Below are 24608 nucleotides of genomic sequence, written 5' to 3'. Positions count from 1 at the left end.
CTAAAATCATCTTTTGATTTTAGTTTAGACTTAAACCTATGAAGCGCATCTTTTGGCTACCGGGGCTTACTGTAGTCTCCATGCTGGTTGTCACCTGCCAGGTTGCTCAGCGAACCAGTCAATCTGTTGGTCAGAGTACCCAACAGGCTTCCCATCAGGCCGATACTGTTCCTGCTTTTACCGTGAACCCATCACCAGGTCAGTTAACGCCGGAGCAAAGTTTGCGGTCGTTTCGGGTACCTAAGGGCTATCATATGGAACTGGTTGCCAGCGATCCGATGATTCGGGAACCAGTAGCCATAGCCTGGGATGGTAATGCCCGGATGTATGTGGCAGAAATGGATACCTATATGCAGGACGTGGACGGCACCAACGAACATGCTCCCGTTAGCCGGGTCATGTTGCTCGAAGACACAAATAATGACGGAAAAATGGACAAAAGCTCCGTCTTTATCGACAAGCTGTTACTCCCCCGCATGTTACTGTGCGTCGACCATGAACTGCTGGTCAACGAAACTGACACCTACGATATCTGGAGTTATAAAGATACCAATGGCGATGGCGTAGCAGATGCTAAAAAGCCCGTTTATCAGCTGGGTAAAAAAGCACCCGGTAACCTCGAACATCAGCGCAGCGGCCTGGACTGGAACCTCGACAACTGGATTTACGTAACTGTCGATCCGGTACGGTTTCGATATAAAGATGGCATGTTAAAAGCGGATTCGCTGGTTAGCGGTTCCAATGGGCAATGGGGATTGACGCATGATAACTACGGTCGGTTGTTCTTCTCGCGGGCCGGGGGCGAAATTCCGGCATCCGGCTTTCAGATAAACCCGGTTTACGGGGCACTGGAATTTCCGGATCAATATTCGAGCGAGTTCACCGCCGTATGGCCTATCATGCGAACGCCCGACGTTCAGGGGGGATTACTCCGGCTTCGATTGCCCGACAGTACCCTCAATCATTTTACGGCCAGTAATGGCCAGTCCATTTTTCGGGGTGATAAACTCCCGGCCGATCTGGTGGGCGACTACCTGATTGGGGAGCCCGTCGCCCGGATTATCCGACGCGCTAAAGTGATTAATACCAATGGAAAATTAACGCTCGAAAACGCGTATAAGCAGCAGGAATTCATTGCCTCAACTGATATGAACTTCCGTCCGGTAAACACCTACACCGGGCCGGACGGGTGCCTCTACATTGTAGATATGAACCGGGGCATTATTCAGGAATCACAGTGGACGCCCGAAGGCTCTTACCTCCGTCCACAGATTAAACGGCTGGGGCTGGACAAAAACGTGCAGCATGGCCGCATCTACCGACTGGTACACGACGGGATGAAGCCGGGGCCAATGCCGCATATGCTGGACGAACCCGCCAGCAAACTAATTGCTTACCTCGACCATCCGAACGGCTGGTGGCGCGATAATGCCCAGAAGCAACTCGTTACGCTGGGCGATAAATCGGTTGTGCCAGCCCTGAAACAGATGGTGACTAGTAATGCCAATAGCCTGGGTCGTCTGCACGCTTTGTGGACCTTGGAAGGCCTGGACGCCATTGATAAAGACCTGTTAGTTCGGGTAATGAAAGACGAAAACCCACAACTACGCCGGGCTGCGGTCTGGATTGGGGAGCGGTACGTAAAACAGGACGACAGCCAGATGATTGATAAGCTGCGGGAGTTGAAAAACGACCCCAGTTACGATGTCAGAACTCAGTTGGTGCTCTCCCTGCATCAGAGCAAGTTGCCCGCTGCCCATGCGCTGGCCGCTGAATTGATGGAGCAGAACGCCGGCAATGAAATGCTGGCTGGTACCCAAAAAAGCCTGTTAAAAAATGACGCGGTAAAAACCTACGGCTCGCGGCTCGGCCGGCTCGAACCCGTTGACCGAAACCGGGTGCTGGCGGGTGCCAATACCTTCAAAACCCTGTGTGCAACCTGCCACGGACCCGATGGTAAAGGCATGGCCGTTGGAGGCAGTAGTATGGTAGCGCCCCCTTTGTTTGCATCCAAGCGGGTTGTGGGCGACAAGGATGTACTAATCAAGATTTTGCTGCATGGATTGTCGGGTCCGGTGGATGAGAAAACCTATCCTGATGTGATGCCATCCATGAGTGCCAACGACGACGAATGGATTGCTTCCGTGCTTAGTTATATCCGCTACGAATTTGGCTACACCGGCAATTTCCCACCCTATGTTCGTCCGGCGGGTACGCAGCCAGCGGGTAGTGGGCCACCACCGGAAATTGTGAAACGCCGTAGTTATAAGCCCTTTGTGCAACCCGAAGATGTAAAAAGAATCCGGGAGCAAACCACCGGACGAACCAAAGCCTGGACGCTGGCTGACCTCGAAAGAGTGGGCGAATGAGCTAATTCTCTTGACATAACCATGACGATTAAGAACGTAATTATCTGTTACATCCTGAGCATCGCCACCGCCATTGCCCAGCCTAACCCTAACCGGCCCGACTTGTGCCAGGGTGCTTATTTTACGGAAGAAGAAGGGGCTAAGGCACTACAGACGTTCGCCAGTACTTACCACGACAAAGCCAGTTGGGAAGCCCGTGCTGCCATGATTCGGAAGGGAATACGAGAAGGAATGGATTTGCCAGCCAAGCCAAGATTTGCCCCGCTTAAACCTATTCGGCACAGTGTTCGGACCATGGATGGCTACACGGTAGAGAATGTAGCGTTCGAGAGTTTGCCGGGTCTTTTTGTAACGGGCAATCTATATCGTCCAATAAAATCAACCGGAAAAGCGGCCGGTATCCTTTGTCCGCATGGGCACGCACAAAACCAGGATGCCCGTTTTCTGGAGCAGGCTCAGCAGCGGTGCGCTACGCTGGCCCGCATGGGAGCCGTTGTTTTTATTTACGACATGCTTGGCTATGGTGATTCAAAGCAAAGCGACCATAAGATTTCCAAAGCGTTGACCTTACAAGCCCTGAACGGCATTCGTTCGCTGGATTTTCTGACCAGCTTGCCCGACGTAGATACGACACGTATCGGTGTAACGGGCGAATCGGGTGGGGGAACGCAGACGTTCCTGCTGACGGCTCTCGATTCGCGGGTAAAGGTTTCGGTGCCGGTGGTAATGGTATCATCGTACTTTTTTGGCGGTTGTACCTGCGAGAGTGGCATGCCGATTCACAAACGCCCGACGCATCAAACCAGTAATGTTGACATTGCAGCGCTGGCAGCACCCCGGCCCATGCTGCTTATTTCGGATGGAAAAGACTGGACCAAGCATACGCCGGAAGTTGAGTTTCCCTATGTTCAGAACATCTATGGGTATTACGGAGCAAAAGACCGGGTGAAAAATGTTCACCTGCCCAATGAAGGCCACGACTATGGCCCCAGCAAACGCGCGGCTGCCTATCGGTTTCTCGCTCAACATCTGAAACTGGATTTGAACCGTGTGCTGAAAGACGGACAGATTGACGAAACCCCCAATAAATTACTTACGCCAACCGACTTACAGGTATTTACTGCCGACCACCCACGTCCGGCCAATGCCGTTATGGGCGACGAAGCAGTACTGGCGCTCTTACATTAAATTAGCTACCTAAATCCCGGCTCTGAGCCTGCAATCCCCAATTCTCATGGAACTGTTCAATATTAACCGTCGTCGTTTTTTACAGGGTACCACAGCCTCCCTCGCCCTTTCCACGTTTGGAGCCAGAGGCATGGACCTTATTTATCCGGCTAAAACCATGCGTGTTGGCCTTATTGGTACTGGCTGGTACGGTAAAAGTGATTTATTTCGCCTTATTCAGGTCGCTCCGGTAGAGGTCGTCGCTCTTTGCGATGTGGATAAACATATGCTGGCCGATGCCGCTAAATTGGTGAGTCAGCGGCAGAAATCGGGTAAAACGCCTAAACTATATGGGGATTACCAAAAGATGCTGGCCGAGAATGAGATGGATATCGTACTCATCGGCACACCAGACCACTGGCACGCGCTGCAAATGATTGATGCGGTTAAAGCCGGTGCCAACGTGTATGTGCAGAAGCCCATCAGCGTGGATGTGATGGAGGGAGAAGCCATGGTAGCGGCCGCCCGGAAATACAATAAAGTGGTGCAGGTAGGCACACAGCGAAAAAGTACGCCCCACCTGATTGAAGTCAAAAAGAAAATCGTTGATGCCGGTTTATTAGGCAAAATTTCTCACGTAGAAATGGCCTGCGACCTTCATATGCGGAACAATGGCAATCCGCCTGTACAGGCTATTCCTGACTTTCTGGACTATAATATGTGGACGGGACCTGCACCCCTCCGGCCTTATGATGGCCTGCCCCACGTACGGTGGTGGCGGACATTTATGGAATATGGCAATGGTATAACCGGTGATATGTGCGTTCACATGTTCGACACGGTGCGCTGGATGCTGAAGCTTGGCTGGCCAAAACGTATTAGTTCAACGGGGGGAATTTATGTCCAGAAAGAAGGAAAATCGAATATTTCCGATACGCAATCTGCCCTTTTCGAGTATGACGAACTAAACTGTGTGTGGCATCATAAAACCTGGGGAACACCCAATAACCCTGACTACCCCTGGTCATTTACGCTCTATGGCGACAAAGGTACACTATGGGCCAGTACAATGCAGGCCGACTTTATTCCAGACGGAAAAGGCGAGAAAATGCACTTTGACGTGCTGTACGAAAAGGAAAAATACCCGGAGGATGTGACCGAGGCAACCAATCCAAAAATTGAGCTGAATGCGGCACCAGCTACCCGGCTGCATATGCTCAACTTTCTGGATGCTATCGACAGGCAGAGCCGCCCCGTGGCAGATATTGAAGAGGGACACATTTCTACGGCTAGTTGCATTCTGGCTAATATGTCCATGAAAACCGGTCGGCCACTGGTGTATGATCCCCAAAAGCGTGAAGTCGTCGGGGATAAAGAAGCCACAAAGCTTCTTAGCCGTTCATACCGCGATCCCTGGACGCATCCCGATCCTAAAAAAGTGTAGATTACCGTTTATTGGTCAATTGAGCTCATACTCAATTGACCAATAAACGAAGTCAGTAACGGTTGCCGACGATTTTATGCATTGATGAATGTCCCTTGCGCAATTATCTGATCATATTTTTACTGGTATGTAATACAGAAAGCCTCGCTCAGCACTATCGGTCTGATAGTTTGAGCGCGGCTTTTTCGTTGGCGAAAAGTAACACCTTCATACACCTATCTGTTAAAGACGGTCTTTCTAATAATTCAGTAAATTGTATTCTTCAGGATCGGGAAGGCTATATCTGGTTTGGCACCAATGAAGGGCTTTCCAAATACGATGGCTACAAATTCACTGTTCTTCAGGCCGACCTAAATGATAAAAACCGGAGTTTACAGAATAATGTAATTTCTGGTATGTGCGAAGACCGGAAAGACCGACTTTGGGCTGTAACGGAAGGAGGTGGCCTGCACGAGATTAATAAGAAAACAGGTCAGGTTACGCCCCACCCAATCCAAGCCGAAAGCGCGGGACGGTGGAATAACCAGCACTCCATCTATGAAGATCAACGGGGTATTCTATGGCTGGGTACCTTCGGCGGACTGGCCCGCTACGATCCCGATACCCATCATTTCGCCCTGTATCGATCACCGAAACCCGACATACCCATCAAGACCGTTTTTGAGGATCGGCAACACCGTTTTTGGGTAGCTACGTTGCGGGGACTATATCTGTTTGACCGACTAACGCGTAAGTTCACGCTGATGTCGGCTCCCGCAGAGAATGGGCTTCAGCCAACCTTTATTTCATTTTATCTGGATGATAAAAATACCCTTTGGCTGGGTACGGCAGGGCATGGATTATTCCAGATCGATCTGCGTCATGAGCCCTTTCAACTGGTTTCCTATAATCCGGGCGGACAGATTAATCCTTATGTCTATCTGAATTCAATCCATCGGGATACGGCAGGTGCCGTATGGGTAGGTACTACCAATGGATTGCAACGCATTGATCCGGTAAATCATACCGTTTTTACGTACCATCCTGACCCTGCCAATCGAACGGGAATAAGCAGTAATAATGCGCAAGCCGTTTATCATGATCGGGCGGGAATAATGTGGGTGGGTACTGACAATGGCATTGATCGTGAAAATGCACCCAGCAAACCGTTTCTGTCCTACCAGGTAATACCCAACACAAGTACCGTTAACCTGTCGGCAAACAAAGCAAGGAGCTTACTTGTCGACAGTCTCAATCGCCTGTGGTTCACCAACGAGCGGACCGTGTACCGGGTTGATTTGCAGACCAATCGGCTGAAGAATTTGCCACCTGAACCAGATCAAACAAGAAACTACATACATACGCTGTTTCCAAGTGGGCCAGAAGGAATGTGGGTAGGCACCTGGAACAACCTCTATTATCTGGATTATAAAACAAATCGGTACCTTAAATTCCCGTCAGACAGCGTACACGTCGAATTTATCAGCCAACGAAAAGGAGGGCCTGTATGGATTGCCGGCGACGGCGGCATCGCTTCATTCGATAGCCGTACGCACCGCTACCGGTATTATACCTATAAGCCGGGGAGTAAAAATGGATTACTCGATAAGTACATAGCCGGGCTGGTCGTTAGCCAAACCGGCGACATATGGGTACTGGTATCCCGATATGGTGTGTGCCGGCTGAATCCCAAAACGGGTCAGTTTACCCAGTACGTAGCCGGGGGAGCCGGACGCCTGAACAGCAATGAAGTCAGAGCAATTTATGAAGATGACAAGGGTATTATCTGGGTTGGTACGCATCAGGGCGGTTTAAACTGGTTCGACCCCCGAACGGAGCAGTTTTCTGCCATTACCACCCGTGATGGTCTACCGGGCAACAGCATTACCAGTATTACCTCCGATAATGCCGGTCATATCTGGTTCAGTACGAACAAAGGAATTTGCCGGTTTGACCCACAAACAAAAACGGTTCTTACCTATGACGTTGGCGATGGCCTGCCCAGCAGTACGTTTCTGGAGAACGCTGCCTTTCGCCGTAATAACCACGTCTTTTTCGGAAGCCTGAACGGTGTTGTGTACTTCAATCCAAACCAGATATGTAGCAACAAACGGCCGTTTCCGGTCTATATCACCGGCTTAAAGGTGATGGAAAAGCCCAGACCACCGACCGACAGCACACTTGTGCTGAAATACAATGAGAATTTCCTGTCGTTTGAGTTTGCAGCATTAACGTACGTGCTACCCGAACAAAATCAGTATGCCCATCAACTTGTTGGTGTAGATGAGCAGTGGGTAACAAACGTTAATGAACGCTATGCAACTTATCCAAATCTGGCTCCCGGAGAGTATACGTTTCGGGTGAAGGCGGCTAATAGTGATGGAATCTGGAATCGGAAAGAGGCTGCCATCCATTTCATTGTCCAGCCGCCCTGGTGGGCTACCTGGTGGGCGTACGGATTATACGCGGTTTTTCTGGTTAGTGGTCTTACCGGGTATATCCGTTTTTATACAAATCGGATACGACAGAAACAGGAAATGGAACTGAGCCAGCGGGATGCCAGGCAGCTGAAAGTGCTTGATGAAATGAAGAGCCGATTTTTCTCCAACATCACGCATGAATTCCGCACACCGCTATCACTGATTATTGGCCCGGTCGAGAGTTTGTTGAAGGAGGATAAATTTGACCAAACGACCCGCCAGAAGCTAGGGCTTGTTCAGGGAAATGCCGACAAACTACTCCATCTCATCAGCCAGCTGCTTGATCTCTCTAAACTGGAAGCGGGTGGAATGACTATTTCCTTAATGCGGGGAAATGCAACGGAGTTTGTTGAACAGCTGGTAAACTCCTTCCGGCAGATGGCCGAACAAAAAGGAGTACAATTGTCTTACACGGCTAATGAATCGATACCAGAAGGTTTGTTCGATGCCGACAAATGGGGAAAGGTTTTGTCGAACCTATTATCGAATGCTATAAAATTTACGGGGCCGGATGGGCAGGTTTCTGTTACACTGGGACTCGCAGACGGCGATAAAAAGGAAGGCCGTTCGCTGGTTCATATTACAGTAGCCGATACGGGCATTGGGATTCCGCCCGAAAAATTACCGCATATTTTTGATCGTTTTTATCAGGTCGATGACTCGCGTACCCGTGCATATGAGGGTACAGGTATCGGCCTGGCACTGGTGAAAGAGTTAGTTGAGATAGTTCAGGGTAATGTTGCCGTAGAAAGCAAGCCAAACGAAGGAACCCGATTCACGTTACTATTACCCATTGCTCCGATACCTGAAACCAGTGATACTGCATTGCCATTGCCCGTGCCGATGCCTGGCATCAAGCCAGATAATTATGGCTTTTCTAACGAAGAAACGGCAGTGCTTCCCCACAAAATTCCCGTTGGCGAATCAAGTAAACCACTGATACTATTTGTTGAAGATAATAACGAATTACGGCAATTCGTGGCCAGTGAATTAGCGGAATCCTACCAGGTATTGAGTGCTGTTGATGGCGAAGAGGGTTGGCGATTAATCCAGGAAGAACTGCCCGATATTGTTATCTCGGATCTGATGATGCCGAAAATGGATGGATACGAATTGACCGGGCGGATCAAAACCAATCCTCTCACCAGTCATATAGCGGTTATCTTGCTGACGGCTAAAACCGCTCAGGATAACAAAATGGCCGCATTGGAAAAAGGCGCGGATGAATACCTGACCAAGCCCTTTCAGATGGGAGAAATTCGATTACGGATACGTAACCTCCTGGATCATCAGCAGAAACTACGGCAACGGTATTCTCAACAATTGTCGAACCCGGATGAACCCCTTTCATCGGAGATGGTGCATGATCCTTTCTTACAGGAGTTTCATGCGCTCCTTGATGAAAATCTGTCAAACACATCACTTAATGTCGACTGGCTGGCAGACCAGTTATCAATGAGCCGTAAGACGCTCCAGCGCAAAGTAAGCAGCCTGACCCAGATGGAGTCCCCCAGCGAACTGATTCGCCACTATAGGCTTCGTAGAGCGACTGAGCTATTACTGGCTGGTAAAAACGTAACCGAAACAGCTGAATTGGTCGGGTTTAAGGCAGCTACGCACTTCACTAAAAGCTTTAAGGATTTTTACCATCAGACCCCAACGCAATTTGTCGAAAAAAGAAAAGTAAGTGGATCGACGCCTGTTTAAGTGGGGTATCAGATGAAAAATGTCCCAAATACATCGAAAGATGTCCCAAATCGGAAGGTGCGTATAGGTCAGAACTACCGAGATTTACACCGTTATATCCGCCATCAGTCTTTCTGCTTCTTTTCTAATTAACCTTCCCCTTTTTTGCAAGGCCGAGGATTGGATTCAAGTCACTCATCAGTTGGGCTTTCAGGCTCCAGCTGATGAGTGCTTCATTTACCCTAAACTCACCAGCTCCTTCAACTCAGCATCGCTCAAATCGCCCAGCCATGTTTCGCCGGTTTTCACGCTGAGGTCGGCAAGTTCGCGTTTAGAGCGGATCATGGCATCAATTTTTTCTTCCAGCGTTCCCTGATTCATCAACCGGTAAACCAGCACGTTCTTGGTTTGGCCAATACGAAAAGCCCGGTCGGTAGCCTGACTTTCTACCGCTGGATTCCACCACAAATCGTAATGGATGACATGGTTGGCCTGTGTTAAATTCAGCCCTGTACCACCAGCTTTTAACGACAGAATAAAGGTATGGTCGGAACGGTTTTTTTGAAACTGATCTACCATCCGGTCGCGCTCGGGACGTGATGTGCCGCCATGCAGAAAGAGTGGGGGTATGCCAAACGCCTGCTCGATGAACTGAGCGAGTAACTCACCCATTTCGCGATACTGGGTAAAAATCAGTACCTTCTCGTGGCTGGCGTAAATGTTTTCGAGCAGATTGAGCAGGAGCGTTGCTTTCCCCGAAATAGCTGGTGCGTCATTCCCGCGCTTGAGATACTGATGCGGATGATTACCAATCTGCTTCAGGGCGGTCATGAGCTTGAGAACTAAGCCCCGACGGGCAATGCCATCTTTTTGCTCAATGGCCCGGATGCTTTCCTGCACAACACTTTCGTACAAAGCCGCTTGCTCGGTTGTAAGCGTACAAAACTGATTAGTCTCGATTTTATCGGGCAGGTCGCTGATAATGGCTTTGTCGGTTTTGACGCGACGGAGCAGGAACGGGCTGGTTACCCGCCGGAACTGGTCAAGTTTCTGATGGTCGCGCTCCTGCTGAATTGGCTTCCCGAACTCTTCGTTGAACTTGCTGGCCCCCCCCAGATAGCCTTTGTTGACAAAGTCCATGATGCTCCAGAACTCCGATAAACGGTTTTCGACAGGAGTACCACTCAGTGCGATTCGAACGGGTGATTTCAGGGCTTTTACCGCTTTCGTCTGTTCTGTATCTGCGTTCTTGATGTTTTGCGCTTCATCAATAACAACGACCGCCCAGGTTATTTTTTTCAGGGTTTCGAGGTCCGAGCGCACGACGCCGTAGGTAGTCAGCAGTAAGTCATACGTATCCTTTTCGGGTGGGAGTTTACGGGTGGAGCCATGATACACCCGGGCCTGTAGTTCCGGCGCGAACCGGTTAATTTCTTTCTGCCAGTTGGTGAGCAGCGTTGTTGGCAAAACTACTAACCCCTTTTGTTTTTTGAATCGGCCCTCCTGCCTGAATTTGAGGAGAAGGGCGATGATTTGGACCGTTTTACCCAAGCCCATATCGTCGGCCAGTAAACTGCCCATGCCGAGTGCGGTATTCTTAACGAGCCAATCGTAGCCGCGTTGCTGATAGGGGCGCAGGGTAGCGTTCAAGGCACTGGGAAGTGGTTGTGCTTCACTCTCGGTGAACTTCCTCACCAACTTCCTCACTTCCTCCGACAGGCCTAACCGCCCGCCCTTGTACTCTTCTGACAAGGCGGCCCGGAGTAACTCAGGACCGGTTAGTTCAGGGGGATTTTCGAGTTGCTTGTACAGTTTAGTCAGGTCATTTGGGTCGATGAGTACGTACTGGTCTTTGATTTTCACCAAACCCGTTGACCGTCCGACTAATTTTTGAAACTCGTTCATACTAACCATTTCGTCGCCCAGTGCCACCTGCCAGTCGAATGTTAGCATATCGTCCAATCGCATGAATGCGTTGTTTGCCGTAACCTTCGCTTTCAGCCGACCACCCACCTGCGGACGGACCCAATGCTGGAGGGACTTCGGTAGCCACAGGGCGATGCCGAGCAACTGCATCCGGGGCAATGTGTTGAGCAAAACCTGCACAAACTGACTCGGCGAATAGGTAAGGTATTCCGGACCACTCGTTTTTGTCAGCTTGGCCAAATCCGGAAAGTGCCGCGAGAGTACCAGCAAATCCTGCAACACCGCCATTCGGATAGGTGCATGCTTCTTTTTGGTAAGTAGTTCGGGTAGAGGAATTGGTTGGTCTGGCGCGCCATTCACGGTAGCTGCTTCACGGTCGCGGATGAGCAGCCGCAGACGAAACTCATCGCCAAACGAAGCCTCATCCAGGTCGCTGTCTTCTACCGCCAGAATGGGTACAAATCGTTTGTGGGTCAGGAAGAAATCATTCAGCCAGAGTTGAATGGCCAGGGGCATCTCCTTGCGGCCAAACCCTTCAAAGCGCAGCGTTTCGACCCCAAAAAACAAGCGGTCGGCATCTTCTAAGGGCCAGCGTTCCCAGAGTTCGATGGTAGCGGGTTTAATAACCCGGCGCAGAAACAGCGAGCAGAGCGTCAGTATTAGTTGGCCATCCGGCAAAGCCAGCCATTCTTTTTGCCAGCGCACCGTGAGCATATCGAGTGGAATTTGTGTTCCCAGCCAATCGGTCAACTGCCGGACCGTATCATTCAGGGTAGCCGGCAACCACCGAACCCGGTACTGGTCTTCGGCGGGCCCAACGCGCAGCAACTGCGGTACAACCGCCCCCTTACGCAACAAAGCGGCCGAGAATTGATTGGTCAGATACAATGCCCGGACAGAATCACTCATCTCGGGCCAGTCGGCTTCGGTGAGTGTATTAACCCACGCTATCAGGTCTCTCAATTTCAGACCGGGTAGCGGGCGGGGTTCACCATGTTCACTAAAGATGTTGATTTTTTTAATGCCCATTACCTCATCGAGTTGTAGCTCAATGCTGTCGCTAAAGCTGGGATGGTCGGTTTGGGCCAGTGATTCTATTGTATCTGCAGGCTTGCCGAATAGTTTGTAAGCTTTGGTAAGTGATTTGTGAAAGTCGCTCTTGGCAAATGTAACATCGGTAGCCAGCAGACTTAGCAATTGCTCCGATAGGGGCTGGATGGTAGCGAAATCCAGCCGGGCACGAACTTTTTCGTTGGGTTGCCAGTCCTCCTCATCGGGCAGTTCATCGGTGCAGATGTCCTTGAATGAAAAAACATGGCCCATGCTGCCGCCAATGGCTGTGGTCTGATCTTTCTGAAGTTCTTCCAAGATATCCAGCCCTTTCAATTGGAAAACCAGGAAAGGATTCCGGTCTATTTCGTTAGCGATGGTATAAACGACGGCCGCGAGATGTTTGCAGGGTACCGCGTAATCGGGACAAGAGCAACCCATATCCAGGTCCCGAAACGAGCGGGGAAAGAGGTTAATACCTCGTTTAATCGTGAATTCAGTTAGTTCAGGTGGTAGCTGACGGTTCAGGAGTTGGGCCAGAATAGCAGGATTCTCCCGAATTTCAGTCAGTAGGGACGTTTTCTCCTGCTCGGTAAATAGCGGCACCGACAGTTTTGCCTTGTAAGGCCGGGGAGCCGACCCTTTGATGGAGGCACTAATCTGATTGTTGGAAATGAGCAACCCCTGCACAGCTCCCTTGTTCGCGTATGTTTTACCACGCGGCAGGCGATTGGCCATGTCAATACTGGTCAGGGCATTGAGCCACTGTTGCCCCCACCATGTTTTCCCGTAACTAATCCGCTCCGCCATCTATATACCTTGAAAACCCGTGAATTTCAGCACAAAAATAGCAGATTAACCATTTTACGACAGTTATGGTCTTTAGTAAGCCTGCTAATCGGGTACCACTATCCGCAATCTAACACGAAAATGGGAGGGTAATACAAGCACAGCATCCAGAAAGAAGCCAGTAGTACCCTGAAAAACGCGCCGGGACGGATAGAAACTGCTGAACGCCAAAACAACGGACAAACTTTTCGCTATTATTGCAGGATTGCCCACCCTTCTCCTGTCACCCGACTTATGGCTCAGCATCAATTAAAAAAATTATTAGGTGTTGGATTTGGCGTAGCCGTAACCATCGGTGGAACGGTGGGTACGGGAATTTTGCGTAAACCCGGCCCCATTGCGCAGGATATTGGGAATCCGACATTAATCATTGTGGTGTGGCTGGCCGTGGGACTTTACGCCCTGGTTGGCTCCCTGTCGGTCATGGAATTGGGAACGATGCTACCCAAAGTGGGGGCCTGGTATGTGTATGCCCGGCGTGCCTTTGGTAATTATGCCGGGTTTATCATTGGCATCAGCAGCTGGCTGGGGAGCGTATCTGCCATGGCTTTTGGTGCAGCAGTAATGAGTGAATATACGGCTATCCTATTTCCATCAACGGCTACTAGTCAGAAGATAGTTGCCATTGCTATTCTGGTTGCCTTTGTGGCTTTTCACTCGGTAGGGGTACGGTTGGCGAGCCGCGCGCAGGAGGTGATGAGCGTGCTGAAAGCGGTGGGCCTACTGGCATTTGTCGTTATTTGTTTTGTGATAACACCGGCTAAACCAGCTGCTACGGTAGACACCATACGCCCGCTGGCCGAAGGAGGTGTCTGGCTGGGGGTACTGGCGGCCTTGCAGTCTGTTTTTTATACGTATGATGGATGGCATACTGCCGCTTATTTTACCGAAGAGGACGTTGACCCCGGTCGTAACCTGCCCCGGTCTATGATTAGTGGCGTTTTGCTGATTATTGGGATTTATATTTTAGTCAATCTGGCATTGCTGTATGTGCTGCCCGTATCGGTAATGGCTGGCTCTAAACTGCCGGCGGCCGATGCAGTGCAGCTATTATTTGGGGCGGGTAGTGCCCAGATTGTGACCTTTCTGCTGATGATTTCCATCATGGGTATCATCAATGCCCAGATAATGTTCAATCCGCGCGTCATTTTTGCCATGGGGCGCGACGGGCTGTTTTTTCGGTTTGTTACCCGTGTAAACGAAGGTGGTACTCCCGTTAACGCTACCTTACTAACCGCCGGGGCATCCATTCTGATGATTTTGACGAACACCTACGGCAAGCTGTCCGATATCGCTACGTTTTTCTTCGTGTTGTGTTATGCGTCGGGTTTTGCGGCTCTGATTCGCCTTCGTCAAACGGAGCCGGAATTGCCCCGTGTCGTGCGGGCGTGGGGCTACCCTTTTTCCACCTGGACACTCCTGATTGTATCCATTTTATTTCTGCTGGGTGTTATCATCGGCGATTTCTCCAGTAGCCTGTACGCGCTTGGCTTTATAGCCGTGAGTTACCCGGTCTATTTACTTATCAGGCCGATAACAGCGAGCGGGCGGTAAAGCTGCCTTCTTTCTGGCTTATGTATTCAGAAATGCTTTCGGGAAACCTTATCCGTATTGCTCCCTATGAATACGTTGCTCGTTCGATTTATCTCTCTTTTTCTCCTGCTGGCCGGTTTTTCTACCCTGGCACAGGTTGAGCACGTATCTACTACCAAAAAACTGCCAGACCATCCCCGTTTACTGTTGCTGAAAGGCGAAGAAGAGACCATAAAACGTACTATCGTAGCAGATAAAACATGGAATAAACTGCATCAGGCAATCCTGACCGAAAGCGATGCATTGATTGATACCGCTCCGCTGGAACGTATCAAGATTGGCAGACGCCTGTTGGATAAATCCCGGGAAGGATTGCGTCGGCTTTTTTATCTGGCCTACGCGTGGCGAATGACCAATGCGGAAAAATATCGGGCAAGGGCCGAAAAAGAACTGTTAGCTTTATCGGCCTTCAGCGACTGGAATCCAACGCATTTTTTGGATGTAGCTGAGATGACTATGGCCGTTTCAATCGGTTATGACTGGCTCTACAATGACTTGCCTGAACCGACCCGATTGACAATAAAAGAAGCCATCCTGAAAAAGGGAATCGAACCTTCGTTCGATACGAAATACAACTCCTGGCTTAAGGCTTCTCATAACTGGAATCAGGTGTGTAACGCCGGGATGACCTACGGGGCGCTGGCTGTTTACGAAGATCAGCCCGAACTGGCTAAAAGCGTTATCAGCCGCGCTATCGAGTCGGTTGCTTTGCCAATGAGTGATTATGGCCCGGATGGGGCTTACCCAGAGGGCTACAGCTACTGGGGGTATGGAACCAGCTTCAACGTGATGCTCATCAGTGCCATCGAGAAAGCATTCGGAACGGACTTCGGCCTGACCAGCAAGCCTGGTTTTTTGAAAACGGCGGGCTACCTGGAGAATATGACCGGCCCCTCGGGCTATGCCTTTAATTACTCTGATTCTGGTTTGTCGGGCGAAGTACAGCCCGCAATGTTCTGGTTTGCTCAAAAAACGAAGAATCCATCACTGCTGTGGGTAGAACGCAGCCGGTTAATAAACGAAGCTCCGAGACAGCATAGTAGAAACCGATTACTGCCGGCCGTTATGCTGTGGAGTAACGGTATTGGTATGGATGATATCAAGGCCCCTAAACAGACCTTCTGGGTTGGCGAAGGGCGTAATCCTGTAGCGTTGATGCGGTCCTCTTGGTCAGATTCATCGGCTATTTACGTGGGCCTGAAAGGGGGTAGCCCTTCTGTAAACCATGCGCACATGGATGTTGGCTCATTTATTATGGAAGCCGATGGCGTGCGTTGGGCTATGGATTTTGGGATGCAGAACTACGAGTCACTGGAGTCGAAAGGGGTGGATTTGTGGAACAGCAAGCAAGACTCGCAGCGGTGGCAAATTTTTCGATATAATAACTTTACCCATAACACGCTCACTATCAATAGCGGTTTGCAACAGGTTGAGGGGAAAGCCACCATAACGTCCTACTCGGCAGCACCTGCATTCATGAATGCGACAACCGATCTGACAGCTATTTATAAAGAAGTGCTGGCAGGCGCAAAACGGGGTGTTGCTTTGGTTGATAAGGCCTATGTCGTGATTCGGGATGAACTGGAAACGCCAGCAACCGCAACGACTGTTCGATGGACGATGTTGACCCCGGCCACGGTAAAGGTGCTGGGTACTAACAAAGCCGAATTGACGAAAGATGGGAAAAAACTACTCCTACAGGTTGATGAACCGGCAGGAGTAGAAATAAAAACATGGTCAACAGATCCACCACATGAGTATGACGCCCCCAATCCGGGAACGGTATTGATTGGGTTTGAGGTGAACGTGCCGGCAAACACCAAAACGGCTCTTACCGTACGGCTGATTCCTGAAAAGTCAGCGAATCGACCTATGCAACCCACAAAACCTTTGATCCAGTGGCCTCATTGAGTCGGATAAATGGCATCCGGTTCGTCGCTAGTTCTTCAACTCTGCCAGCACCGTAACGCCCCCCTTGGTTACATCGCCGATGTTGACTTTAATCTCCGCATCCAGCGGAAGAAAAACGTCAACCCGAGAGCCGAACTTTATAAAGCCGAACTCTTCGCCCTGCGTCACAGGATTTCCCTCCTTTACGTAACAGATGATTCGTCGGGCAACGGCTCCGGCTATCTGGCGCAGGAGGACCTCTACCCCGGCCGATGTTTCAATAACGACCGTAGTCCGTTCGTTTTCGGTGCTTGATTTTGGGTGCCAGGCCACCAGGTATTTACCGGGAAAATATTTGAAGTACCGCACAACGCCAGAAATTGGGTTGCGGTTAACGTGTACGTTCAGGGGCGACATAAAAATGGATACCTGCCTGCGACGGTCTTTAAAGTATTCTGCTTCGGTTGTTTCTTCAATTACAACAACTTTACCATCCGCCGGAGCAATTACCTGCGTTTCGCCGGTGGTAAGTAGCCGGTTTGGAATACGGAAGAACTGCACGACCAGACCGAACAGAATCAGACTCGTCAGGGCCAACAGGATTATTGCGGTCGGATTGTCAGGAAAGAGGTAAAAGTAAGCTAACAAATCAAGGACTAGTAGGACCAGACCCGTGGTTAGCATGATGGTTTTACCTTCACGGTGTAAGCGCATGAGCGAATAAGTAGTATTTAATATGACGTAATTTTGATGTGTGGAATGAGCAAAAGTAGGACATCATCCCAAAACATCATATTCTCAAAGCTAAATCAGTAACCACCCCGGTATTTGTACGTGCTGGATACCTTCTCGATTGCTACGATATAGGCCGCCAAACGCATAGGAACCTTATACTGCTGTGACGTTTCAAATACCCGATCGAAGGCATCCTTCATGACCCGGTCCGCCCGGCGGTTGACCCGATCTAGTGTCCACTTGTAGCCAATTCGATTTTGTACCCACTCGAAATAGGAAACAGTAACCCCGCCTGCGTTGGCCAGGATATCAGGAATAACCATTATCCCTTTATTGTTGATAATTTCATCGGCACTGGCTGATGTTGGTCCATTAGCACCTTCTACAATCATTTTTGCCTGAATGGACCCGGCGTTATCATCCGTAATGACATCCTCTTTAGCAGCTGGAACCAGGACATCTACAGGAAGTGAGAGCAGTTCTTCATTCGAGATTAATTCTGCTCCGGTGAATCCTTCCAGCGTTCCTTTGTTTGCATTCCGATACGAAATAGCCGCTGTAATATCAATACCGCTTTTGTTATAGTAGCCACCAGAAATGTCGCTGACCGCCACTACCGTAACTCCGCGTTCGTGAAGTAGTTCAGCCGCAAACGAACCTACGTTACCAAAACCCTGGATAGCAGCCGTAGAGCGGTAAGGATTCATTCGTAACTTATCCATTGCGGAGAGAGCAGCAACCGTAACGCCCCGCCCCGTAGCCTCAGTGCGCCCCAGTGATCCGCCTAATACCAAAGGCTTTCCTGTCACGACATTATTGACCGTCATTCCTTTCGCTTTAGAATATTCGTCTACGATCCAGGCCATCTCACGCGGGCCGGTTCCCATATCGGGAGCGGGTATATCGCGGTCGGGGCCAAACACATCGAGCATTGTCACTGTATACTGGCGGATGAGTCGTTCAATTTCACCTGCCGACATTTCGCGCGGGTTACAGGCTATACCGCCTTTGGCACCACCATACGGAATATCAACAACGGCACATTTCCAGGTCATCCAGGCTGCCAGCGCACGAACCTCATCAAGGTTTACACCCGGATCAAGTCGTATTCCCCCTTTCGACGGGCCGAGAATGTTGGAATGAATAACCCGATAGCCTTCAAAAACTTTAATACTACCATTATCCATCGTTACAGGCAAACCGACAATTACCTGCCGTGCCGGTACTTTGAGTATGTCATACATTTCATCAGAAATGCCCACTAACTTGGCCGCAGCATCAAAGCGCGACATCATCGACTCTAGTGGATTCTCTTTATCTTTTATTGGGGCTGGTTCAATATATCCCATGGTTTTTCTTTTACTCCTAGTTAAAGGCAAATTTGATGATAAAGTGCGTCGCAAACTTATTAAATCATAACTGATATTGTGATAACTATATTTTTTATAAGATTAGTATAATAGCCGCCCGCCATATAATACGTTGCCAAGGACGTATTTGGCAAAACATTTTTTTATATTAAGGGTGAATAGCAGAATAATGGTTTACATATGCCTCTATTGACGGTTTGATAAATTTTCTTAAATGTAGAGTTATTATAAATACATCGTTGAAATAATGCATAGAAAATATTACTTTTGTGGCTGAAATCAAAGCACACCACCTAACGTACACAATCGCTATGGTTCAGGAAGAGAACAAACGTTATTCGGAAGAAGACCTAAAAGAGTTTGCTGAATTAATTGGTCAGAAACTCGATACAACCCGCAGTGAGCTGAACTATATTAAGGAGACCCTCAGCAAACGTAACGACAGCGGTACAGACAACACCTCGGGCAATTCTAAACTGCTTGAAGATGGGGCTGATACCAGCGAACGGGAGAACCTGAGCCAATTGGCTGCCCGGTTGCAAAAGTTTATTCAGCAACTGGATGCGGCTATGGTACGGATCAAGAATGGAACGTACGGTGTCTGTAAGGATACAGGAAAGTTAATTCCAAAAGAGCGCCTACGGGCTGTGCCACACACCCAACAAACCATCGAAGCTAAACTGCGCCAGTCACGTTAGGAAAGATACAGCGTATCATGTTAGCAGACCTGTTTTATTAGGGACTTCTTTTCATTTGTTCCTGAAAACTCCCGGTACCGGACAGTTTTCGACATTGGACTGTAATTGACTCAAAGTCGGCAAATTTTTATTAAAACAGCTTCAGCACCCGGTGTGTTGAGGCTGTTTTATTTTTTACTAGTTTTGAACAAATCGAGTGGATTATTGTCAATAATAAATGAGTAAACTAATGGTATAAAAACATGTTGGACCGTCTGGAAGAAATTCGTGAAAACACATTCCGATATCTGGAAGCTCGAATTGAGTTGTTCACACTAGAGATACGGGGAAAAATAGAAGAAGGGGTTGTGGTTGGTGTACATAGCGTTGTACTGGCACTGTTGGGTACAATGACGCTTATTTTTTTGTTTAGTTTGCTGGCAGCTTATCTGAACGAGGTTACTGATAGCCGATACCTGGGTTTTCTGATTGTAGCAGCCTTTTTTCTGATAATCACCGTTCTGTGGGCAGCAGCCAAAGATTTTTTTCAATCGAAAATCAGAGGGATCGCTTATAGTGCGATGAAGAAAAGCCAGGAAAAGAAGAATGAGAAGAAAACAGAGGCTGTTGAAGAGCTTATGGCCCAAACGAAAGCGGTTGATGATGAAATCAAAAACGCTTCGCAAAACCGCTGAGCAAACCTGGAAAGTATATTTTGTTAATTCGATAGTAATCAGATTGTAAGATGGAAGATCCTAAAGTGCCATTTGCCAACACAACCGCTCGTCGGGCGCAGTTGATGGCAGCTACCGAGCAATTCAAAACCTCTATTACCAATGGGGTTGAATCAATGAAAGAAGATGCATCGGAGGTGGGTAAAACAGCCGCATTTGTTGCAGGTGCTGCTTTAGCCGTATATTTGGTTGTTAATACAGTGCTTCCTAAGTCCGATGAATATCGGTATGCGGAGAAATTTGGAGAACCGGAAGATGATGAATGGAGAAAAGCCTCTGAGGAAGATGATGACGAAGATGACGAATCAGTTCCAAAGACACCAACGCAGAAAGCCAATAGAAAGCAGACGAAAGAAATAAAGAAGTCGGCTGCCGCCAGTGGCTTGATCGGTGGACTTATTACGTCAGTCTTAACCAATATTGCCCGCGAACAGCTAGCCGGACTTTTAGCCCGCATCCGTACGAATAATGCCATCAATCCAACTGCCCAACCAACCGAATATCACGAAAAGGCCCCAACCGAGCCTGTTGACTATTCTTCGTAGTAACAGGCTGTCTGGTCGGAAGGCGCTGGCTGTTTTGCTCGATCCAGACAAAATTGGTCAACGAGCCCTGGGCGATCTGCTCGATAGAACAACGGAATACCCGGTTGATTTTTTTTTGGTGGGCGGAAGTTTAGTAACTGACTATGTGCACAAAGAAGTTATTGCCGCTATTCGTCGTCAGTCCGATACACCCATTATTCTGTTTCCTGGTAATCCACTTCATATAGAATCGTCTGCCGACGCCGTTCTGTTTCTCTCGCTCATCTCAGGGCGTAACCCAGAATTTCTGATTGGTCAGCACGTTATTGCCGCCCCTTTGCTCAAGAGAAGTGGCCTGGAAATTCTTCCTACCGGCTATATGCTGGTCGATAGCGGTGCGCAAACAACAGTCTCGTACATTAGTGGTACGATGCCTATTCCCCACGATAAACCCAGTGTGGCTGCCTGTACGGCAATGGCTGGTGAAATGCTGGGGCTGAAACTGATGTATCTGGATGCAGGGAGTGGAGCCCGTCGGGCTGTATCGACAGATATGATTGCCGCTGTTCGTGCTGCTGTTGATTTACCAATCATTGTTGGTGGAGGAATACGTTCTGGTGAAAAAGCGTATGAAGCCTTTAAAGCGGGTACCGATATGATTGTGGTGGGCAATGGTATCGAAGAGGATCCAGACTTGTTACCACAGCTATCAACCGTTGTCCGGGAATTCAATCAGTCAATTGTCCGTATCTAGCCTATGAAACGCTCTTTGCTATCCTGCCTGTTTCTGTGCACAGGTTTGTTCTTGTGGTCTGGCTGTAATACTAAACTGGTTGCCCAGATAACAAAGGGAAAGGTGTATACCATTGTTGAACAGGAGCCTGAGTTCCCGGGTGGTACCATTGCTTTGAGTCGTTATTTGGCTGAAAATATCCGCGTTCCCGGGGCGCTGGTCCGGAAAAATTACAATGCAGGCCCGATAGCCGCTAAATTCATTATCGACGAGCTTGGGTTCGTGCATGACCCTCGAATAGTAGCCCAGCCAACTGAAGGGAAGATGCGTAAAGGTATGAACACCTTCATGGCCAATATTATCGTGGCAGTCGAGAAAATGCCCCGCTGGACCCCGGGTAGAGTAGCTGGAAAACCGGTGCCCGTATTCTATACACTACCCGTTGAAGTAAATATGCAGTAAAAATAAGCCGAAAGGGGCTGACGCACGTGAAAGTAATTTTCGTGCGTCAGCCCCTTTCGGCTTGTTCGACTCTCTAACTTACAACTTCTCTCTATACATTCATTAATGATTCCCGACGGCGCATTTTCCCGGCCGGTATACCGAACATCATCTTGAACCGGCGGCAGAAGTAGGCCGTGTCTTTATAGCCAACTTCGGAACCGATGGCCCGAATGCTTTTCTTGCTCGTACGCAATAGACCCACAGCCGCTTCCATGCGCTGGTACTCGATGTAATCCTGAGGATTAATACCCGTCAGCATTTTGAAGTACTGTCCTACATAGTCTTCTGAAACGTTTGCCACGTTTGCCAGCACCTTGTTAGAAAGGTCGCCACCGATATTTTCCTTGATGTAAGCGAAAATATCAATCAGGCGGGGGTCTTTAAAGTAGGTGCTGTTGGTTACCAGTTGCTCGACAAACAGATGATTTTTAAGAATATAGCGGACAACTTCAATGACTATTTCTTCCGTCTTAATCTTAATAATCCGCCCTTTCCCGGCCAGATCGGTCATATCTTCTGCCAGTATCTGATCAATGGTAGTGGCCAGATGCTCCTCCCGTTTGATGATAAAGGGCGGGACATCGAGTGAATTGAAGAAATTGACGGAGTCAAATACTTTGGCCTCAAAAGATACGTAGCCAAACGAATTAGGCAATTGGCTAATCAGTTTAGGATCGTGATTTCCCTCCCAATAGGACTCACGATGGGTCATGAATTCCTCGTTCGAAACCACCTTCGGTTTCGACGGGTCACCGTAGGTAACCGTTACATGTTTTCCACCCGGAATGAAAAGCATATCGCCTACATCCACTTTTATTTTTTCGTCGCCGATGGAGACTTCGCCATTATACAGAATCAGCAGCGTGTTCTCAACATCGTAGAAATTTTTGATCGTGATTGGTTGCAAAATCCGGATATTACGGGCTTTGATAAACTTCACACCTAGGGATTCAATTATTTTATTGTAGTCTTCCATAGCTGAAAGGAGTGCGTGCGCGGTTTCGAATTGTGCGTAAAGTTGCACAAAACTAATAATTTGTACAAAACTAATACAAGAATAAAAGTTTCCAAAGAATAAAAAAAATAATGCGTATTCACTATGAACACGCATTATCTAAGTAGAATAATTCTATTTCAGGTTGATAACCGCTATCGAATGAGTTCTCTGGCTATCACTAATTTTTGTATTTCAGACGTACCCTCATAAATCTGGGTGATTTTTGCATCGCGCATTAACCGTTCTACGTGGAACTCCTTTACGTAACCATACCCGCCATGAATTTGCACCGCTTCGGTAGTAGCCCACATAGCCACATCGGAGGCAAATAGTTTGGCCATAGCCGCTGCCTGTACATAATCCTTATGCTCATCCTTCAGCCGGGCGGCTTTGTAGACCAGCAACCTGGCAGCTTCAATTTTAGTAACCATCTCGGCTAATTTGAACTGAATGGCCTGATGGTCAAATATTTGCTTGCCAAATGCTTTTCTTTCCTGGCTGTACTTAAGGGATAGTTCGTACGCACCGGCGGCAATACCCAGAGCCTGAGCAGCAATACCTATACGGCCGCCATTTAAGGTCGACATGGCGAATTTAAAGCCAAATCCATCGTCACCAATCCGGTTTTCTTTAGGGACTTTCACATCCGTAAATAGTAGTGAATGCGTGTCAGAAGCCCGAATTCCCATTTTATCTTCTTTCTTGCCAACCACAAAACCGGGAGTGCCTTTTTCCACAATCAGGCAGTTGATACCCCGGTGACCTTTTTGCCGGTCGGTTTGGGCAATTACTAGGCAAATTTCCGATGTACCTCCATTCGTAATCCAGTTCTTGGTGCCGTTCACCAGATAATAATCGCCTTTATCATCGGCCGTAGTGGCCTGCGAGGTCGCATCGGAACCGGCTTCAGGCTCCGACAGGCAAAAGGCACCGATTGATTCGCCGGTAGCAAGCCGGGTTAGGTACGTCTGTTTCTGGTCTTCCGTCCCGAATGCTTCAAGGCCATAGCAAACCAGTGAATTATTAACCGACATCACGACCGATGCCGAAGCGTCAATTTTTGAGATTTCTTCCATAGCCAGCACGTAAGAAACGGTATCCATCCCTCCCCCTCCGTATTCCGGTGGCACCATCATGCCCATAAAGCCTAATTCGCCCATACGCTTAACTTGTTCGGCCGGGAAACGTGCTTCATTGTCGCGCTCCACGATGCCGGGCAGCAGCTCATTCTGCGCGAAATCGCGGGCGGCCTCCCGCACCGCCTGGTGCTCTTCCGATAAGTTAAAATTCAAACCCTGTAGCTCTACTGTTGCTGTTGCTGTTGCCATTTGACTTGCGTTGAGGCAGTTAAATAGTTAGTTGTATTGACTATAGTAAAGGTAATGAATTGCCCCAATAGTATGCATGCATACTACCTATTCGAGCAAAAAAGTAATCAACTCGGCGATGCAGGCAGGTTTGGTTGCCCCCTCGACCTCAAAAACACACTCAGTAATAACGCGTAAACCATTATTCTGAGACTCCGTATGGTGTAGCCAGCCCCGCATCCGTAGCTTGCTGTTTACCGGCACGGCATTCGTGAATCTAATTTTGTTCGCTCCATAGTTAATCCCCATTTTTACCGATTCGATTCGGTAGAGTTGGGCCATCAGTCTGGGGGCCAGCGAAAGTGTCAGGAAGCCGTGAGCAATGGGTGTTTTGTACGGCGACTCTTTGCTGGCCCGTTCGGGATGGGTGTGAATCCATTGATGATCGCCAGTGGCCTGAGCAAACAGGTCAATCATTTCCTGCGTGATGATTATGTAATCCGTTTCGCCAAGCGACTGGCCGGTATGGGCCGTAAATTCACTGAGGTCAGCAAAGGTTATCATAGGTAATCATGGTTTTGTCCAGTAATGTTG

At 48.9% G+C, this 24608-nt stretch carries 17 protein-coding genes; 11 read left to right on the top strand and 6 right to left on the bottom strand.

The annotated features are described in order from the left end of the window. The first annotated feature begins 38 nt into the window (after positions 1-38). The 4 genes from B156_RS0105565 to B156_RS0105550 all read left to right on the top strand — a co-directional run bounded on the left by B156_RS0105565 (position 39) and on the right by B156_RS0105550 (position 9146). On the top strand, positions 39-2369 hold the full coding sequence (locus B156_RS0105565; RefSeq protein WP_018618668.1) for a DUF7133 domain-containing protein: 2331 nt from the start codon (positions 39-41) through the stop codon (positions 2367-2369). 21 nt (positions 2370-2390) lie between these two features. Further along, a complete protein-coding gene (locus B156_RS0105560) occupies positions 2391-3557 on the top strand; it encodes an alpha/beta hydrolase family protein (protein ID WP_018618666.1) in 1167 nt (388 codons plus the stop codon). Positions 3558-3603: 46 nt separating this feature from the next. Next, positions 3604-4980 carry a Gfo/Idh/MocA family protein gene (locus tag B156_RS0105555; protein ID WP_018618665.1) on the top strand — a complete coding sequence of 459 codons (1377 nt, stop codon included), beginning with the start codon at positions 3604-3606 and terminating at the stop codon, positions 4978-4980. 170 nt (positions 4981-5150) lie between these two features. Next, positions 5151-9146: a hybrid sensor histidine kinase/response regulator transcription factor gene (locus B156_RS0105550; protein ID WP_018618663.1), complete on the top strand. Its 3996-nt coding sequence runs from the start codon at positions 5151-5153 to the stop codon at positions 9144-9146. 216 nt (positions 9147-9362) lie between these two features. On the opposite strand, the gene B156_RS0105545 is transcribed toward B156_RS0105550, so the two are convergent. Further along, a complete protein-coding gene (locus tag B156_RS0105545; protein ID WP_018618661.1) occupies positions 9363-12911 on the bottom strand; it encodes a DEAD/DEAH box helicase in 3549 nt (1182 codons plus the stop codon). Positions 12912-13184: 273 nt separating this feature from the next. Here B156_RS0105545 and B156_RS0105540 point away from each other — a divergent pair, with 273 nt between their 5' ends. Together B156_RS0105540 and B156_RS0105535 are read left to right on the top strand one after the other, a co-directional pair. Beyond that, positions 13185-14504 carry an APC family permease gene (locus tag B156_RS0105540; RefSeq protein ID WP_018618659.1) on the top strand — a complete coding sequence of 440 codons (1320 nt, stop codon included), beginning with the start codon at positions 13185-13187 and terminating at the stop codon, positions 14502-14504. Positions 14505-14570: 66 nt separating this feature from the next. Next, positions 14571-16454, top strand: coding sequence for a heparinase II/III domain-containing protein (locus B156_RS0105535; RefSeq protein WP_018618657.1), 1884 nt, complete (start codon positions 14571-14573; stop codon positions 16452-16454). Positions 16455-16481: 27 nt separating this feature from the next. Here B156_RS0105535 and B156_RS0105530 read toward each other — a convergent pair whose 3' ends face one another. Beyond that, positions 16482-17147 carry a phosphatidylserine decarboxylase family protein gene (locus B156_RS0105530; RefSeq protein ID WP_018618656.1) on the bottom strand — a complete coding sequence of 222 codons (666 nt, stop codon included), beginning with the start codon at positions 17145-17147 and terminating at the stop codon, positions 16482-16484. A 95-nt stretch (positions 17148-17242) separates the two neighbouring features. Beyond that, the gene (locus tag B156_RS0105525) at positions 17243-18517 is read right to left on the bottom strand and encodes a Glu/Leu/Phe/Val family dehydrogenase (RefSeq protein WP_026260620.1); all 1275 of its coding nucleotides are present in this window, start codon (positions 18515-18517) and stop codon (positions 17243-17245) included. Between the two features lie 332 nt (positions 18518-18849). Here B156_RS0105525 and B156_RS0105520 point away from each other — a divergent pair, with 332 nt between their 5' ends. The 5 genes from B156_RS0105520 to B156_RS0105500 all read left to right on the top strand — a co-directional run bounded on the left by B156_RS0105520 (position 18850) and on the right by B156_RS0105500 (position 21668). Further along, a complete protein-coding gene (locus tag B156_RS0105520) occupies positions 18850-19236 on the top strand; it encodes a TraR/DksA family transcriptional regulator (RefSeq protein ID WP_018618652.1) in 387 nt (128 codons plus the stop codon). A gap of 242 nt (positions 19237-19478) precedes the next feature. Beyond that, positions 19479-19910: a phage holin family protein gene (locus B156_RS0105515; RefSeq protein ID WP_018618650.1), complete on the top strand. Its 432-nt coding sequence runs from the start codon at positions 19479-19481 to the stop codon at positions 19908-19910. Positions 19911-19960: 50 nt separating this feature from the next. Beyond that, positions 19961-20494: a hypothetical protein gene (locus B156_RS0105510; RefSeq protein WP_018618649.1), complete on the top strand. Its 534-nt coding sequence runs from the start codon at positions 19961-19963 to the stop codon at positions 20492-20494. Continuing rightward, positions 20478-21227: a phosphoglycerol geranylgeranyltransferase gene (locus tag B156_RS0105505; protein ID WP_018618648.1), complete on the top strand. Its 750-nt coding sequence runs from the start codon at positions 20478-20480 to the stop codon at positions 21225-21227. Before B156_RS0105510 ends, B156_RS0105505 begins: the two co-directional genes overlap by 17 nt. 3 nt (positions 21228-21230) lie before the next feature. Then, positions 21231-21668 (top strand): hypothetical protein, encoded by a 438-nt coding sequence (locus B156_RS0105500; protein WP_018618647.1) that lies wholly within the window; start codon positions 21231-21233, stop codon positions 21666-21668. 91 nt (positions 21669-21759) lie between these two features. Here the strand turns inward: B156_RS0105500 and B156_RS0105495 are convergent, their stop codons facing one another. From B156_RS0105495 to B156_RS0105485, 3 genes are all read right to left on the bottom strand, one after another. Beyond that, a complete protein-coding gene (locus B156_RS0105495) occupies positions 21760-22686 on the bottom strand; it encodes an AraC family transcriptional regulator (RefSeq protein ID WP_018618646.1) in 927 nt (308 codons plus the stop codon). Between the two features lie 173 nt (positions 22687-22859). Beyond that, the gene (locus B156_RS0105490) at positions 22860-23999 is read right to left on the bottom strand and encodes an acyl-CoA dehydrogenase (RefSeq protein WP_026260619.1); all 1140 of its coding nucleotides are present in this window, start codon (positions 23997-23999) and stop codon (positions 22860-22862) included. Positions 24000-24122: 123 nt separating this feature from the next. Next, a complete protein-coding gene (locus tag B156_RS0105485; RefSeq protein WP_018618643.1) occupies positions 24123-24578 on the bottom strand; it encodes a MaoC family dehydratase in 456 nt (151 codons plus the stop codon). Between the last annotated feature and the right edge of the window lie 30 nt (positions 24579-24608).

The organism is Spirosoma luteum DSM 19990, from assembly GCF_000374065.1.
GTDB lineage: Bacteria > Bacteroidota > Bacteroidia > Cytophagales > Spirosomataceae > Spirosoma > Spirosoma luteum.
Note: the sequence above shows the minus strand (reverse complement) of the source record. Positions and strands in the feature narration are given on the sequence as shown.

Bases quoted from the DNA above. Each gene is read 5' to 3' on its own strand.
- B156_RS0105555 (WP_018618665.1), top strand. From the start codon at position 3,604: ATGGAACTGTTCAATATTAACCGTCGTCGTTTTTTACAGGGTACCACA.
- B156_RS0105495 (WP_018618646.1), bottom strand. From the start codon at position 22,686: ATGGAAGACTACAATAAAATAATTGAATCCCTAGGTGTGAAGTTTATC.
- B156_RS0105565 (WP_018618668.1), top strand. From the start codon at position 39: ATGAAGCGCATCTTTTGGCTACCGGGGCTTACTGTAGTCTCCATGCTG.
- B156_RS0105540 (WP_018618659.1), top strand. From the start codon at position 13,185: ATGGCTCAGCATCAATTAAAAAAATTATTAGGTGTTGGATTTGGCGTA.
- B156_RS0105530 (WP_018618656.1), bottom strand. From the start codon at position 17,147: ATGCGCTTACACCGTGAAGGTAAAACCATCATGCTAACCACGGGTCTG.
- B156_RS0105545 (WP_018618661.1), bottom strand. From the start codon at position 12,911: ATGGCGGAGCGGATTAGTTACGGGAAAACATGGTGGGGGCAACAGTGG.
- B156_RS0105485 (WP_018618643.1), bottom strand. From the start codon at position 24,578: ATGATAACCTTTGCTGACCTCAGTGAATTTACGGCCCATACCGGCCAG.
- B156_RS0105510 (WP_018618649.1), top strand. From the start codon at position 19,961: ATGGAAGATCCTAAAGTGCCATTTGCCAACACAACCGCTCGTCGGGCG.
- B156_RS0105535 (WP_018618657.1), top strand. From the start codon at position 14,571: ATGAATACGTTGCTCGTTCGATTTATCTCTCTTTTTCTCCTGCTGGCC.
- B156_RS0105560 (WP_018618666.1), top strand. From the start codon at position 2,391: ATGACGATTAAGAACGTAATTATCTGTTACATCCTGAGCATCGCCACC.
- B156_RS0105515 (WP_018618650.1), top strand. From the start codon at position 19,479: ATGTTGGACCGTCTGGAAGAAATTCGTGAAAACACATTCCGATATCTG.
- B156_RS0105520 (WP_018618652.1), top strand. From the start codon at position 18,850: ATGGTTCAGGAAGAGAACAAACGTTATTCGGAAGAAGACCTAAAAGAG.
- B156_RS0105500 (WP_018618647.1), top strand. From the start codon at position 21,231: ATGAAACGCTCTTTGCTATCCTGCCTGTTTCTGTGCACAGGTTTGTTC.
- B156_RS0105525 (WP_026260620.1), bottom strand. From the start codon at position 18,517: ATGGGATATATTGAACCAGCCCCAATAAAAGATAAAGAGAATCCACTA.